The 14,014-nt window shown below is 57.9% G+C and carries 10 protein-coding genes and 1 CRISPR repeat array; of the genes, 4 read left to right on the top strand and 6 right to left on the bottom strand.

Features of this window, described 5'->3' with window-relative positions:
- Nucleotides 1-8 precede the first annotated feature (8 nt).
- Nucleotides 9-1,727 carry a ubiquinone-dependent pyruvate dehydrogenase gene (gene poxB / locus HMPREF3143_RS16825; protein WP_025912921.1) on the bottom strand — a complete coding sequence of 573 codons (1,719 nt, stop codon included), beginning with the start codon at nt 1,725-1,727 and terminating at the stop codon, nt 9-11.
- A 151-nt stretch (nt 1,728-1,878) separates the two neighbouring features.
- Between poxB and HMPREF3143_RS16820 the strand changes: the two genes are divergently transcribed.
- Nucleotides 1,879-2,313 (top strand): DoxX family protein, encoded by a 435-nt coding sequence (locus HMPREF3143_RS16820; RefSeq protein WP_008500002.1) that lies wholly within the window; start codon nt 1,879-1,881, stop codon nt 2,311-2,313.
- A gap of 165 nt (nt 2,314-2,478) precedes the next feature.
- A CRISPR array of direct repeats spans nt 2,479-3,168; the repeat unit is 28 nt; unit sequence GTTCACTGCCGTACAGGCAGCTTAGAAA.
- Between the two features lie 146 nt (nt 3,169-3,314).
- Here HMPREF3143_RS16820 and hcr read toward each other — a convergent pair.
- The 4 genes from hcr to aqpZ form a co-directional block, all read right to left on the bottom strand.
- Nucleotides 3,315-4,283: an NADH oxidoreductase gene (gene hcr / locus HMPREF3143_RS16815; protein ID WP_045352067.1), complete on the bottom strand. Its 969-nt coding sequence runs from the start codon at nt 4,281-4,283 to the stop codon at nt 3,315-3,317.
- A 10-nt stretch (nt 4,284-4,293) separates the two neighbouring features.
- Nucleotides 4,294-5,946: a hydroxylamine reductase gene (gene hcp, locus HMPREF3143_RS16810; RefSeq protein ID WP_070533759.1), complete on the bottom strand. Its 1,653-nt coding sequence runs from the start codon at nt 5,944-5,946 to the stop codon at nt 4,294-4,296.
- Nucleotides 5,947-6,090: 144 nt separating this feature from the next.
- Complete coding sequence (locus HMPREF3143_RS16805; RefSeq protein ID WP_008499999.1) at nt 6,091-6,990, bottom strand: LysO family transporter; 900 nt, start codon at nt 6,988-6,990, stop codon at nt 6,091-6,093.
- Nucleotides 6,991-7,160: 170 nt separating this feature from the next.
- The gene (gene aqpZ / locus HMPREF3143_RS16800; protein ID WP_008499998.1) at nt 7,161-7,856 is read right to left on the bottom strand and encodes an aquaporin Z; all 696 of its coding nucleotides are present in this window, start codon (nt 7,854-7,856) and stop codon (nt 7,161-7,163) included.
- Between the two features lie 290 nt (nt 7,857-8,146).
- Between aqpZ and HMPREF3143_RS16795 the strand changes: the two genes are divergently transcribed.
- A complete protein-coding gene (locus HMPREF3143_RS16795) occupies nt 8,147-9,805 on the top strand; it encodes an ATP-dependent endonuclease (RefSeq protein ID WP_008499997.1) in 1,659 nt (552 codons plus the stop codon).
- On the opposite strand, the gene HMPREF3143_RS16790 is transcribed toward HMPREF3143_RS16795, so the two are convergent.
- A complete protein-coding gene (locus HMPREF3143_RS16790; RefSeq protein WP_021240892.1) occupies nt 9,802-10,758 on the bottom strand; it encodes a VirK/YbjX family protein in 957 nt (318 codons plus the stop codon). The genes HMPREF3143_RS16795 and HMPREF3143_RS16790 overlap by 4 nt on opposite strands.
- 159 nt (nt 10,759-10,917) lie before the next feature.
- On the opposite strand from HMPREF3143_RS16790, the gene macA reads away from it, so the two are divergent.
- Both macA and macB read left to right on the top strand, forming a co-directional pair.
- Nucleotides 10,918-12,033: a macrolide transporter subunit MacA gene (macA, locus tag HMPREF3143_RS16785; protein ID WP_023327007.1), complete on the top strand. Its 1,116-nt coding sequence runs from the start codon at nt 10,918-10,920 to the stop codon at nt 12,031-12,033.
- Nucleotides 12,030-13,970 (top strand): macrolide ABC transporter ATP-binding protein/permease MacB, encoded by a 1,941-nt coding sequence (gene macB, locus HMPREF3143_RS16780; RefSeq protein WP_021240890.1) that lies wholly within the window; start codon nt 12,030-12,032, stop codon nt 13,968-13,970. The genes macA and macB overlap by 4 nt, the downstream gene beginning before the upstream one ends.
- Nucleotides 13,971-14,014: the final 44 nt, after the last annotated feature.

The raw sequence follows: 14,014 nt of genomic DNA, 5'->3' as shown, positions 1-14,014 counted from the left end.
CAGATGTTTTACCTGAGCCAGTTGGTTTTTGCCAGTTCGATCACCTCGTCACCGCGCCCGCTGATGATCGCGCGCAGCATGTACAGGCTAAAGCCTTTGGCCTGCTCAAGCTTGATCTGCGGCGGGATCGCCAGCTCCTCTTTGGCGACGACCACATCCACCAGCACCGGGCCGTCGATGGAGAAGGCGCGCTGCAGGGCTTCATCCACCTCGGACGCCTTCTCCACGCGGATGCCGGTGATGCCGCAGGCCTCGGCGATGCGGGCAAAGTTGGTGTCGTGCAGCTCGGTGCCGTCCGTCAGGTAACCGCCTGCCTTCATCTCCATCGCCACGAAGCCCAGCACGCTGTTGTTGAAGACCACGATTTTCAGCGGAAGCTTCATCTGCACCACCGACAGGAAATCACCCATCAGCATGCTGAACCCGCCGTCGCCGCACATCGCTACCACCTGACGCTCCGGCGCTGTCGCTTTTGCGCCCAGCGCCTGAGGCATGGCGTTAGCCATCGAGCCGTGGTTGAACGAGCCGAGCAGTCGGCGTTTGCCGTTCATTTTCAGGTAGCGTGCCGCCCAGACGGTTGGCGTGCCTACGTCGCAGGTGAAAATGGCGTCTTCGTCTGCGAAATGGCTGATCTGCTGCGCCAGATACTGCGGGTGAATGGCTTTGTCGCTCGGTTTGGCGAGATCGTCCAGACCCTTGCGGGCATCGCGATAGTCGCTTAGCGCTTTATCGAGGAATTTGCGGTCCGTTTTCTCTTCCAGCAGCGGCAGCAGGGCGGCAAGGGTGGATTTGATGTCGCCCACCAGCGCCATATCGACCTTGCTGTGCGCGCCGATGCTGGCCGGGTTGATATCAATCTGAATGATTTTGGCATCCGTCGGGTAAAACGCGCGGTACGGGAACTGGGTGCCGAGCAGGATCAGCGTGTCGGCGTTCATCATGGTGTGGAAGCCGGAAGAAAAACCGATCAGCCCGGTCATGCCTACATCGTAGGGGTTATCGTATTCGACGTGCTCTTTGCCGCGCAGGGCGTGGACGATCGGGGCTTTCAGCTTTCCGGCAAATTCCAGCAGCTCTTTATGCGCGCCCGCACAGCCGCTGCCGCACATCAGGGCGATATTGCTGGCGTAACGCAGCAGCTGCGCCAGCTTTTTCAGCTCCTCCTCGGCTGGCGTCACCACCGGCTGCGGCGCGTGATACCAGTGGGTGCTGGCTCCTTCCGGCGCGGCCTTGAGCGCCACGTCGCCCGGGATAACGACCACGGACACGCCGCGATTCAGCACGGCCTTGCGCATGGCGATCGCCAGAACCTGCGGGATCTGCTCCGGGGATGAAACCAGTTCGCAATAGTGGCTGCATTCACGGAACAGCTCCTGCGGATGCGTCTCCTGAAAATAGCCGCTGCCGATTTCGGAAGAGGGGATATGGGCGGCAATCGCCAGCACCGGCACGTGATTGCGGTGGCAGTCGAAAAGGCCGTTGATCAGGTGCAGGTTACCCGGCCCGCAGGATCCGGCGCAGACGGCCAGTTCACCGGTAAGCTGCGCTTCAGCACCTGCGGCGAACGCGGCAACCTCTTCATGGCGGGTCGGCATCCATTCGATGGTCTTCATCTTGTTGAGGCTGTCGCTGAGTCCGTTGAGGGAATCGCCGGTGACGCCCCAGATACGTTTTACGCCAGCCTGTTCGAGCGTTTTCGCTATATATGCAGCCACGGTTTGTTTCATGGTTGTCCGTCTCCTTTTTGTGATAACGCTTACAAGCTTAGAAGAAAGTCTCCGTATTGCCCGTCACATCCCCCCAATTAAAAGGTGCTTTTCACGCGCAACGCTTCGGCATAATCTGATGATACCTCAGTGAAAACAGGAATCATTTCAAATGGTTAAATCATTGTTAATTGCTGTTAATGAAAAGCTATCGTGCGACGATCTCGGCAAACTCTTGTTACGACTTGCCGTCGGCGGGCTGATGCTCTTTCACGGTTTGCATAAGCTGTTTGGCGGGGTGGGCTTTATCAGCGGCATGCTGGTGGAGAAAGGGCTGCCGGGGTTTATTGCCTACGGCGTGTTGATTGGCGAAGTGGTGGCGCCGATCCTGATTATTGTCGGGCTCTTTACGCGCCCGGCCGCGCTGGTGCTGGCGTTTACGATGATCGTGGCGTGGCTGATGGTGGGATTGGATGAGACATTCGCGCTCGACAAGGTCGGCGCATGGGCGATTGAAAGCCTGGTGTACTTCTTTATCGGCTCGCTGGCAGTGGCGTTTTTAGGGGCAGGGCGGTTTGCGCTGGGGAAAGCACCTGCGTGGCGGTAGGGGTTGGAATCTGTTCCGAGGGAAGGGGTCTACGGACCCTTTTTTATTGGTGAGTTTTAAGTTGTTGATTTCACAACGGTGAATTGTTGGTGGGGAAAAAAGGGTTTACGGAGAATTTTAGGGGGATTTCTTTATATCACAAGAAGATAGGTGTAGATTGTTCCAGTTCACTGCCGTACAGGCAGCTTAGAAACATCTTCACGAAGCCCGCCATTGAGCGGGTTTGTTCACTGCCGTACAGGCAGCTTAGAAAAAAGACTTTCCGACCGACAAAGTCACCACGGCTGTTCACTGCCGTACAGGCAGCTTAGAAACGACCTCGGTCGTGAAGCAGTCCAGATAAGAAGTTCACTGCCGTACAGGCAGCTTAGAAATGGATACGCCCTCATAAGGAGCGTGTAATATAGTTCACTGCCGTACAGGCAGCTTAGAAATCATCCCGGTAACGAGATGGATAAAGGCGCGGGTTCACTGCCGTACAGGCAGCTTAGAAACTAAACCAGTTAAAGCGGCGCTTTCAGTGGTTGTTCACTGCCGTACAGGCAGCTTAGAAATCAGACGATGGATCGATCCACGCCCACCGGCGGTTCACTGCCGTACAGGCAGCTTAGAAACGTATGCGTTTACTGAACGAACCCAATAATAATGTTCACTGCCGTACAGGCAGCTTAGAAATCAAGGCTAAAGTTTTGCTGCTGCAGGTATGGGGTTCACTGCCGTACAGGCAGCTTAGAAATGATGGCTGTAGCTTAGAATCAACCATCTTTTGTTCACTGCCGTACAGGCAGCTTAGAAAGTGTTCACGCGCGTAGACATCCACCAGCAGGGGTTCACTGCCGTACGGCAGCTTAGAAAGCACTTCAGCCGGGTAAGCGTCGGTGGTTAGGGTCCAATGCCGAACAGGCAGTAGGCACAACGTAGGCCGGGTAAACGCAGTGCCACCCGGCAAAAAAGCCCGGTGGCGCTGACGCTTACCGGGCCTACGAACGAACGTTTATTGTTTATGCGAGGACCAGATCGCCCTGCGGATGGCACGAGCACGCCAGCACGTAACCCTCGGCAATTTCCGCGTCGGACAGCGTCATGGTGCTGGTGACGGTGTACTCCCCGGAAACCACCTTTGTTTTACAGCAGCCGCACACCCCGGCACGGCAGGCCGCCGCCACCGGCACGTTGTTGCTTTCCAGCGCCTCCAGCAGCGTCGTGCCCACGCGGCCAAAGAAGGTCTGCGCAGGCTGCAGTTTGGTGAACTGAATCCCGCTGGTTGCCGCTTCCGCCACCGGCGTGAAGAACTGCTCTTTGAAGAAACGGGTCACGCCGAGCGCTTTCACTTCTTCTTCCACGATAGCCATGTACGGCGCCGGGCCGCAGGTCATCACGGTGCGGTTCGCGATATCCGGCACGCTTTGCAGCAACTCGCGGCTCAGGCGACCGGGCACAAAACCGTGCGTCGCGTTGTGCTCAGCCACCAGCGTCACCGGATAATCACGCCACTCCTCGGCAAAAATGACATCGTCCGGAGAGCGCACGCTGAAGATCGCCTGCACGTCGGCCTGCGGGCGGTTTTTTGCCAGCCAGCGGCGCATCGACATAATCGGCGTTACGCCACAGCCTGCCGCCAGCAGCAGGAATTTATCGTCCGCTTTGTCGTCACAGGTGAATTCACCCTGCGCGTCGGAGAGCCAGATATAATCCCCGCGCTTCACGTCACGGGTCAGCCACTGCGAGCCCGCGCCGTCATCAATGCGGCGGACGGTGAGCGTGATGTATTCGCTGACGCCCGGCGTGGAGGAGAGGGTGTAGGCGCGCAGGGTGTCTGCCGAATGGCGAACGCTAACCAGCGCATACTGACCTGCTCGGTACGGATAGTAGTCGTGGCACAGCAGCGACAGCGTCCACACATCCGGCGTCTCCTGATGGATGTGATGCACCTGCATCCGCCACGGGCAGTGTGAGGTTGGCATGGTCATGAATAGCTCCTTACGCGCTCAGCAGTTGCTTCATATCGTCTTCAACGTTGGTCACGGAACGCAGGCCGAATTTCTCGTTCAGCACGGCCAGCAGGTCCGGCGTCAGGAAGCCTGGCGCTGTCGGGCCGGTCACGATGTTGGTCACGCCCAGAGAGAGCAGGGTCAGCAGGATGACAATCGCTTTCTGCTCAAACCAGGAGAGCACCAGCGAGAGCGGCAGATCGTTCACGCCGCAGCCCAGTTTTTCCGCCAGGGTAACGGCCAGAATGATGGCCGAGTATGCATCGTTACACTGGCCCGCATCGATCAGGCGCGGCAGGCCTTCGATGTTGCCGAAGTCCAGCTTGTTGAAACGGTATTTACCGCACGCCAGGGTCAGGATCAGGCAGTCTTCCGGCACGCGGGTGGCGAAATCGGTGAAGTAGTTACGCTCGCCGCGCGCGCCGTCGCAGCCGCCGACGAGGAAGATGTGGCGCAGCTTTTCGCGGCTGACGAGGTCAATCAGCGAATCGGCGGCGCCGAGCAGGGTTTCGCGACCGAAGCCGACGGTGATCAGATGCGGGATCTCGCTGTACGGGAAGCCTGCCATCTGCTGCGCTTGCGCTATCACCGGTCCGAAATCGTCACCTTCAAGATGGCTCACGCCCGGCCAACCGACGATGCTGCGGGTCCAGATGCGGTCGTCATACGCGCCCACGGTCGGGTCGATGATGCAGTTAGAGGTCATCACGATAGGACCAGGGAAGCGGGCAAATTCCACCTGCTGGTTCTGCCAGCCGCTGCCGTAGTTACCGATCAGGTGCTTGAATTTACGCAGCTCCGGATAGCCGTGCGCTGGCAGCATTTCACCGTGGGTATAGACGTTAACGCCGGTGCCTTCGGTTTGCTTCAGCAGGTTGTAGAGATCTTTCAGGTCATGACCGGAGATCAGGATGCATTTGCCCTCGGTCGCTTTGACGTTGACCTGCGTCGGCGTCGGGTGGCCGTAGGTGCCGGTTTCACCCGCGTCCAGAATGCTCATCACGCGGAAGTTCATCTGGCCGATTTCCATTGAGCATTCCAGCAGCGCGTTCATATCGGCAGGCCAGGTGCCCAGCCACGCCATGATTTTATGGTACTGGGCGTAGATGTCGTTATCGTACTGACCGAGCACGTGCGCGTGTTCCATATAGGCCGCAGCGCCTTTCAGGCCGTACAGGCACAGCAGGCGCAGGCCGAGAATGTTGTCGCCAATCGCTGCTTTGTCTTTATTTGGGGTGAATTCGGCCGCCTGACGCTGCAGATCGCCGAGATCGTCGCTCACCAGCTGAAGGTCAGACATCGGGTTTTCCACGCGGGCGTTAGCATCCGCCTTCAGGCACTGCGCCTTCAGCGCTTCACGCAGGGCAATGGCTTCGCGGGCATAGCCAACAATGCGCGGAGAGTCGAAGTTAACGTTGGTCAGCGTGGAGAAGAAGGCGCGCGGGGCGAAGCTGTCGACGTAGTGGTCGATGATGCCATATTCGCGGGCTTTAAACGCCCATGCGGAAAGGCCTTGCAGGGCGGCAATCAGCAGGTCCTGCAGGTCAGATGTTTCTGCGGTTTTGCCGCACATACCCTGTGCGTAAGAGCAGCCATTGCCTGCGGGGTTACGGATGGTTTGTTCACATTGCACACAAAACATAATCACACCTGTTAAAGTTATATTTGATATACATGTTTAAGGTTATGCCTGTGCCAGAACGGAGAAAAGGGCTTTCTGCTACAAAATAGAGGGAGATTGATTTAGCGCAATTTTGGCGGCAGGCACCCTACCGCCAAAGAGGTATCAGGCCGAGAAGACGGCCATCAGAACCGGAACCAGCAGGCTTAAAATAAAGCCGTGAACGATGGCGGCGGGCACCATCTCCAGTCCACCAGAGCGTTGCAATACTGGCAGGGTAAAGTCCATCGACGTCGCGCCGCACAGGCCCAGCGCGGTAGAGCGGCTGCGGCGAACCAGCCCCGGGATCAGCATAATGGCGAGCAGCTCGCGCGCCAGATCGTTAAAGAAGGCGGCACTGCCGATGACCGGGCCAAAGGATTCGGTCAGCAGGATACCGGAGAGGGAATACCAGCCAAAGCCTGACGCCATCGCCAGACCGGTTTTCAGCGGCAGGTCGAGAATAAAGGCGTTAATGACGCCCGCCACCATGGAACTGGCGACCACAATGACCGCAACCATCATTCCCCGACGGTTTAAAACAATTTGCTTCAGCGTCATGCCATTATTTCGCAGCTGGATACCGATCAGGAACAGCAGGAAAATTAGCGTATATTCACTGGCCTCTGTCGCGTGCTGTAAAAATGCCCAGCCGGTCAGCCCAAGAAGAAAACCGAGCACCACGACGCCGCACAGTTTTAATGATTCCAGCGCCATCGCAATTCGGGAAGGCAGTTTTTCCTGATGATGATGGTTTTTCCACGGAACGGTGCGCTCAAGCCAGAATAATGCGGCGATATTACACAGCAAAATAACCACCACGGTGACCACAGAATAATGCAGGATGGAAAGCAGATTCGTCGCCAGATTATCCAGGAAGGCCAGGCTGATCCCCATAAAGAAAAGAATGACGTAAACAATCCAGCTGAGAAAACGGTTGATAAGCCGTAATGCGGATTCTCTGTGCAGCGGGATGAGATAGCCCGCAATCAGGGGCAGCAGAATAATGAGGAGTCCTGAAAACATGAACAGCCGGTCCTTTTGAGTATCTGTTGAGCGCCAGAGACACTACCCAATAAAGACTGTTCAGTAAAGCGGCAATAAAAAAGCCGGGTGGCGGCTGCGCCTTACCCGGCCTACAAGTGCACACTCACCTAGGTCGGGTAAGCGTTAGCGCCACCCGACACCGCGCGCAATTAATCGCGTTTTTCCAGCAGGGTGCGGTACAGCACGCCACCCAGGATACCGCCGATAATCGGCATCACCCAGAACAGCCAGAGCTGCTCAAGCGCCCAGCCGCCCTGGAAGATGGCGACGGCGGTGCTGCGTGCCGGGTTAACGGAGGTGTTGGTAACCGGAATGGAGATCAGGTGGATAAGCGTCAGTGCCAGACCAATGGCGATCGGTGCGAAACCGGCTGGCGCGTGTTTGTCGGTTGCGCCGTGGATCACCAGCAGGAAACCTGCGGTCAGCACAATTTCAATCACGATGGCAGACAGCATGGAATAACCGCCCGGAGAATGCTCGCCGAAGCCGTTAGAGGCGAAGCCGCTGGCCGCCGCGTCGAAGCCAGCTTTACCGCTGGCAATGACGTACAGAACGCCCGCTGCGATAATACCGCCCACCACCTGAGCGACAATATAGCCAATCACCTCTTTCGCCGGAAAACGACCGCCGGCCCATAAACCTAATGTCACTGCCGGGTTAAAATGACCGCCGGAAATATGCCCCACGGCAAAGGCCATGGTTAATACGGTTAAACCAAATGCCAGCGCGACGCCGACAAAACCGATACCTAATTCCGGGAATGCTGCTGCCAGAACGGCGCTACCGCAGCCACCAAATACCAGCCAGAATGTACCAAAGCATTCTGCTGCCAATTTTCTAAACATAACCACCTCAAATAATTTTCCGCACGCTTTCCCGCGCGCGGGATATATCGCCATAAAGGGATGACGACTCAAAGAGTCCGTATTTTAGAAACCAATAACACCCCTTCGCCACTTAAATAAATTCGATTAATTTGATTTAAGGCAATGTGATGTCAATCCTTGTTCAAATCAGCGGTAAATAGAGCATAGACCAATTCTCGTCAGGGTGAATGTTGTGCTGTCGTGACAGGGCGCCTCCCGCTATACTGCTGATAACTTAAAGGAAAAAGTGAACATTGCGCGGGGGATTTATGCTTCTCGAACGTGTGGAAATTGTCGGGTTTCGCGGTATTAACCGCCTGTCGCTGCAGCTGGAACAGAACAACGTCCTGATCGGCGAGAACGCCTGGGGTAAGTCCAGCCTGCTGGATGCGCTGACGTTACTGCTTTCGCCCGAAGACGATCTGTATCACTTCGTTCGCGACGATTTCTGGTTCCCGCCCGGCGACGTGACGGGGCGCGAGAAGCACCTGCATATCATCCTGACGTTCCGCGAATCCGAACCCGGGCGCCATCGGGTGCGTCGCTTCCGCCCGCTGTCACCCTGCTGGGTGCCGTGCGATGATGGTTTCCACCGGATATTCTACCGGCTGGAAGGGGAGATGGCGGAAAACGAGGGCGTGTTGACCCTGCGTGATTTTCTTGATGAGAAGGCCAGCCCGATCCCGCTGGACAATATCGACGATCTGGCCCGCCATCTGATCCGCCTGACGCCTGTGCTGCGCCTGCGCGACGCGCGTTTTATGCGGCGTATCCGTAACGGTACCGTACCGAATATGCCGGAAGTGGAAGTCACCGCCCGCGAGCTGGATTTTCTGGCGAGAGAGCTGGTGTCGCGTCCGCAGAATCTGACCGACGGTCAAATTCGTCAGGGATTGTCCGCAATGGTACAGCTGCTGGAGCACTATTTTTCCGAGCAGGGAACGTCGGAGTCGCGCCACCGCCTCATGCGCCGCCGCTCTCATGACGAACAGCGCAGCTGGCGCTACCTCGATATCATTAACCGGATGATCGACCGGCCCGGCGGTCGTACCCATCGGGTGATTTTACTGGGTCTGTTTTCAACGCTTCTGCAGGCCAAAGGCACCGTGCGTCTTGACCGGGACGCCAGGCCGCTGCTGCTGGTGGAAGACCCGGAAACGCGCCTGCATCCCATCATGCTCTCCGTGGCATGGCATCTGCTGAACCTGCTGCCGCTCCAGCGCGTTACGACCACCAATTCCGGCGAATTATTATCGCTGACGCCGGTCGAGCACGTCTGTCGTCTGGTGCGTGAATCTTCCCGCGTCTCCGCCTACCGGTTAGGTCCGGGTGGATTGAACGCGGAAGACGGGCGGCGCATCGCGTTTCATATTCGCTTTAACCGCGCGTCGTCGCTCTTTGCCCGCTGCTGGCTGCTGGTGGAAGGAGAGACGGAAACCTGGGTCATCAACGAACTGGCGCGCCAGTGCGGCCACCATTTTGATGCGGAAGGCATTAAGGTGATTGAATTCGCCCAGTCGGGACTCAAGCCGCTGATAAAATTTGCCCGCCGGATGGGGATCGAGTGGCACGTTCTGGTCGACGGTGATGAGGCGGGCAAAAAATATGCCTCGACCGTACGCAGCCTGCTGAATAACGAGCGCGAGGAAGAGCGCGACCATTTAACCATGCTGCCCGCGATGGACATGGAGCACTTTATGTATCGTCAGGGGTTCGACGACGTATTCCACCGAATTGCCATGGTGCCGGTCGATGTCCCGATGAACATGCGGCGCGTGATCGCCAAAGCTATTCATCGTTCTTCAAAACCGGATTTAGCCATTGAAGTGGCGACGGAAGCGGGGAGACGGGGCGTGGAGGCGGTGCCGACCCTGCTGCGGAAGATGTTTTCCCGCGTGCTGTGGCTGGCACGCGGGAGAGCGGATTAACGTTGAGTCGCCTGGTTCACCTGCTGAATCAGGCTGTCCAGCAGCGCGTAGCGGCGGCGATATTCGGAGCGTTTTTTGCTCGCAATCTCTTCCATCGGTTTACGCGGCATGACGAGTGGCAGCATGAAGTTGCCGCTATCCTGCTTTTCGCCGCCGATGGAAATCCAGAAACTGTCGTAATCGGCCAACAGTTTCCCCTCTTTTTTCTTGCGGTAGCGCCAGCTGCGATAAATATGGGTGTCATTACTGACGGCGACAATCTGTTCTACCGGGAAGGCGGTGCCGAGGGTCATGGCGGCTTCGACCAGCAGACGTTTTGGGAACAGACCATGGCAGGCCTTCGTCGCACCCTGGATCAGCTCATGGGGAACGTGGGCTTTTGCGCCCTGCAGGCCGCCGATAAACAGCGTCGATTTTCCCTCAAACTGGCACAGGGTGAAGGTCATCTCGGCCAGCACCGTATTCTGGTGGTCGCAGAAGGCGAGGGTGGCTTCCCCTTCTTTATCCAGAAACGCATCGGCGCACAGGCGGACGGTAAATTGCTCTTCATCTTTACCGGTTAAGGTGAGCAGCGTGAAGCCCTTTTTCGACAGATAGCCCGAGAGCAGCGATGCCGGCATATGGCGGCTCATCGTTTGATAGTGCCAGTTAAGGGACTCAAGGGCCTGCTGGCGATCCATATTCACCGTCAGCCAGGGGCGATGCAGACGGCACGGCAGTCCTGGCTGCACCTGCAGCATTTGCATCAGGCTCGGCTGTTTTGCAAGGCTCGTCAACAGGCGAGCGGTACTTACAGGCGTCGCCAGCGAACGTAGCATGAATTTACGTCGATAGGCGGGGTTTTGCCACGCCAGTCCTGGCGTGAGCTTACCGGAAGCCAGATGACTGAAGAGCTGCCAACCCGATGCAGGCTGTGGCAGGTTTGAAAAAGGTGTATCGACGATGGAAGACATGTTAGATCCTGCTTCTTGATGAAGATCTCCATTTCAGCAGGCGAACGTTCAACGTCTCGTAAACAAATTGTGACGATTTCGGAGAACAGGGGTTTCGTTGAGGAGTCGTTTAGATAGAATCAGCATTTATCATTGCCAGAACATTTATTTGGAATATTTATGAACCTCAAGGGAAAACGCAGAACGCTGTTTCTGCTGCTGGCGGTCGTGGTGTTAGCCGGTGGGTACTGGCTATGGCAGGTGCTGAATGCGCCGGTGCCGCAGTATCAGACGCTGATTGTTCGTCCGGGCGAACTGCAACAAAACGTCCTCGCGACGGGCAAGCTTGATGCCCTGCGCAAGGTTGACGTCGGCGCGCAGGTCAGCGGTCAGCTGAAAACGCTGTCGGTTGAGATTGGCGATAAGGTAAAAAAAGGCCAGCTGCTCGGCGTGATCGATCCTGAACAGGCCGAGAACCAGATCCGCGAGGTGGAAGCCACGCTGATGGAGCTGCGCGCGCAGCGCGCGCAGGCGCAGGCAGAGCGTAACCTGGCCCAGGTGACGCTGACCCGTCAGCAGGCGCTGGCCAAAACCCAGGCGATCTCGAAGCAGGATTTAGATACGGCCACCACGGAACTGGCGGTGAAGCAGGCGCAGATTGGCACGATTGACGCGCAAATCAAACGCAACCAGGCCTCGCTGGATACGGCGAAAACCAACCTCGACTACACCAAAATCGTTGCGCCGATGGCCGGGGAAGTGACGCAAATTACCACGCTGCAGGGGCAGACGGTGATTGCCGCGCAGCAGGCGCCCAACATTCTGACGCTGGCGGACATGAGCACCATGCTGGTCAAAGCTCAGGTCTCGGAGGCGGACGTTATCCATCTCAGACCGGGGCAGAATGCCTGGTTTACGGTGCTGGGCGATCCGCAGACGCGCTACGAAGGCGTGCTGAAAGACATTCTCCCGACGCCGGAAAAGGTTAACGACGCCATCTTCTACTATGCCCGTTTTGAAGTGCCGAACCCGCAGGGCGTGCTGCGTCTCGACATGACCGCGCAGGTGCATATCCAGCTGACCGGCGTGAAGAACGTGCTGACCATTCCCCTCTCCGCGCTGGGTGAGTCCGCCGGTGATAGCCGCTATAAAGTGAAAGTGCTGCGCAACGGCGAAACGCGCGAGCGCGAAGTGGTGATTGGCGCGCGCAACGACACCGACGTGGTGGTGGTGAAAGGGCTGGAAGAGGGTGAGGAGGTTGTCATCAGCGAAAGCCTGCCCGGAGCCGCGAAATGACGGCATTGCTTGAGCTGAAAGACATTCGCCGCAGCTATCCGTCGGGCGATGGCCCGGTGGAGGTGCTAAAAGGCATCTCCCTTCGGGTGGAGGCGGGCGAGATGGTGGCGATTGTCGGGGCATCGGGCTCCGGTAAATCGACGCTGATGAACATTCTCGGCTGCCTGGATAAACCCACCAGCGGCACGTACCGCGTGGCCGGGACGGACGTATCAACGCTGGACGGCGACGCGCTGGCGAAGCTGCGTCGGGAGCACTTCGGCTTTATCTTCCAGCGTTACCATCTGCTTTCTCACCTCAATGCCGCGCAGAACGTGGAAGTTCCGGCGGTCTATGCGGGCGTCGAGCGGAAAAAACGCCTCGAGCGCGCGCAGATGCTGCTGACGCGCCTGGGGCTGGCGGAGCGGGTGGAGTATCAGCCCTCGCAGCTGTCCGGCGGCCAGCAGCAGCGCGTGAGTATTGCCCGTGCCCTGATGAACGGTGGGCAGGTGATCCTCGCGGATGAGCCAACCGGCGCGCTCGACAGCCATTCCGGCGAAGAGGTGATGGCGATCCTGCACCAGCTTCGCGATCAAGGGCATACGGTCATTATCGTGACCCACGATCCGCAGGTGGCGGCGCAGGCGGAGCGAATCATTGAGATCCACGACGGCGAGCTGGTCAGCAACCCGCCGCCGCGTGAGTCCAGGGCTGCGGCGCCGAAAGAAGTGCTTCCGGCATCAACCGGATGGGGGCAATTTTCCAGCGGCTTTCGTGAAGCATTGACCATGGCCTGGCTGGCGATGGCGGCCAATAAAATGCGTACCCTGCTGACGATGCTCGGCATCATCATCGGTATTGCCTCGGTGGTGTCGATTGTGGTGGTGGGCGATGCGGCCAAGCAGCTGGTGCTGGCCGATATCCGCGCTATCGGCACCAATACCATTGACGTCTATCCCGGCAAAGACTTTGGTGACGACGAGCCTCAGTATCAGCAGGCGCTGAAATACGACGATCTGGCGGCCATCCAGAAGCAGCCATGGGTCAACTCCGCCACGCCTGCGGTGTCGCAAAACCTGCGCCTGCGCGTGGGCAATGTTGACGTGGCGGCCAGCGCGAACGGCGTCAGCGGGGATTATTTCAACGTCTACGGTATGACCTTCAGCGAAGGGGCCACCTTTAACGCCGAACAGCTGGCGGGCAGGGCGCAGGTGGTGGTGCTGGACGCGAACTCGCGCAGACAGCTCTTCCCCAATAAAGCCAACGTGGTGGGCGAAGTGATCCTGGTCGGCAACATGCCTGCCACGGTCATCGGCGTGGCGGAAGAGAAGCAGTCGATGTTTGGCAGCAGCAAGATCCTGCGCGTCTGGCTTCCCTATACCACCATCTCCGGGCGGATTATGGGGCAGTCCTGGCTCAACTCCATCACCGTGCGCGTGAAGGAGGGCTACGACAGCGCGCTGGCCGAGCAGCAGCTTGAGCGGCTGCTCACCCTGCGCCACGGGAAGAAGGATTTCTTCACCTGGAATATGGACGGCCTCTTGAAAACGGCGGAAAAGACCACACGTACTCTTCAGCTGTTCCTCACGCTGGTGGCGGTGATTTCGCTGGTCGTCGGCGGTATCGGGGTGATGAACATCATGCTGGTGTCGGTAACCGAGCGTACCCGGGAGATTGGCATCCGCATGGCGGTCGGGGCCAGAGCCAGCGACGTGCTGCAGCAGTTTTTGATTGAAGCCGTGCTGGTGTGTCTGGTCGGCGGTGCGATGGGGATTGCGCTCTCGATGATGATCGCCTTCGCGCTCCAGCTCTTTTTACCCGGCTGGGAGATTGGCTTCTCGCCGGTGGCCATTATTACCGCATTCTTGTGTTCAACCTTTACCGGCATTTTGTTTGGCTGGTTGCCCGCCCGCAACGCGGCGCGGCTGGATCCGGTGGATGCGCTGGCTCGGGAATAACCCGAAAATAAAAATGCCAGCCGATCGGGCTGGCATTTTGACTG

The organism is Enterobacter sp. HMSC16D10, from assembly GCF_001807145.1.
Taxonomy (GTDB): Bacteria; Pseudomonadota; Gammaproteobacteria; order Enterobacterales; family Enterobacteriaceae; genus Enterobacter; species Enterobacter roggenkampii.
This window is presented reverse-complemented; position numbering and strand designations above follow the sequence as displayed.

Bases quoted from the DNA above. Each gene is read 5' to 3' on its own strand.
- poxB (WP_025912921.1), bottom strand. From the start codon at position 1,727: ATGAAACAAACCGTGGCTGCATATATAGCGAAAACGCTCGAACAGGCT.
- HMPREF3143_RS16820 (WP_008500002.1), top strand. From the start codon at position 1,879: ATGGTTAAATCATTGTTAATTGCTGTTAATGAAAAGCTATCGTGCGAC.
- hcr (WP_045352067.1), bottom strand. From the start codon at position 4,283: ATGACCATGCCAACCTCACACTGCCCGTGGCGGATGCAGGTGCATCAC.
- hcp (WP_070533759.1), bottom strand. From the start codon at position 5,946: ATGTTTTGTGTGCAATGTGAACAAACCATCCGTAACCCCGCAGGCAAT.
- HMPREF3143_RS16805 (WP_008499999.1), bottom strand. From the start codon at position 6,990: ATGTTTTCAGGACTCCTCATTATTCTGCTGCCCCTGATTGCGGGCTAT.
- aqpZ (WP_008499998.1), bottom strand. From the start codon at position 7,856: ATGTTTAGAAAATTGGCAGCAGAATGCTTTGGTACATTCTGGCTGGTA.
- HMPREF3143_RS16795 (WP_008499997.1), top strand. From the start codon at position 8,147: ATGCTTCTCGAACGTGTGGAAATTGTCGGGTTTCGCGGTATTAACCGC.
- HMPREF3143_RS16790 (WP_021240892.1), bottom strand. From the start codon at position 10,758: ATGTCTTCCATCGTCGATACACCTTTTTCAAACCTGCCACAGCCTGCA.
- macA (WP_023327007.1), top strand. From the start codon at position 10,918: ATGAACCTCAAGGGAAAACGCAGAACGCTGTTTCTGCTGCTGGCGGTC.
- macB (WP_021240890.1), top strand. From the start codon at position 12,030: ATGACGGCATTGCTTGAGCTGAAAGACATTCGCCGCAGCTATCCGTCG.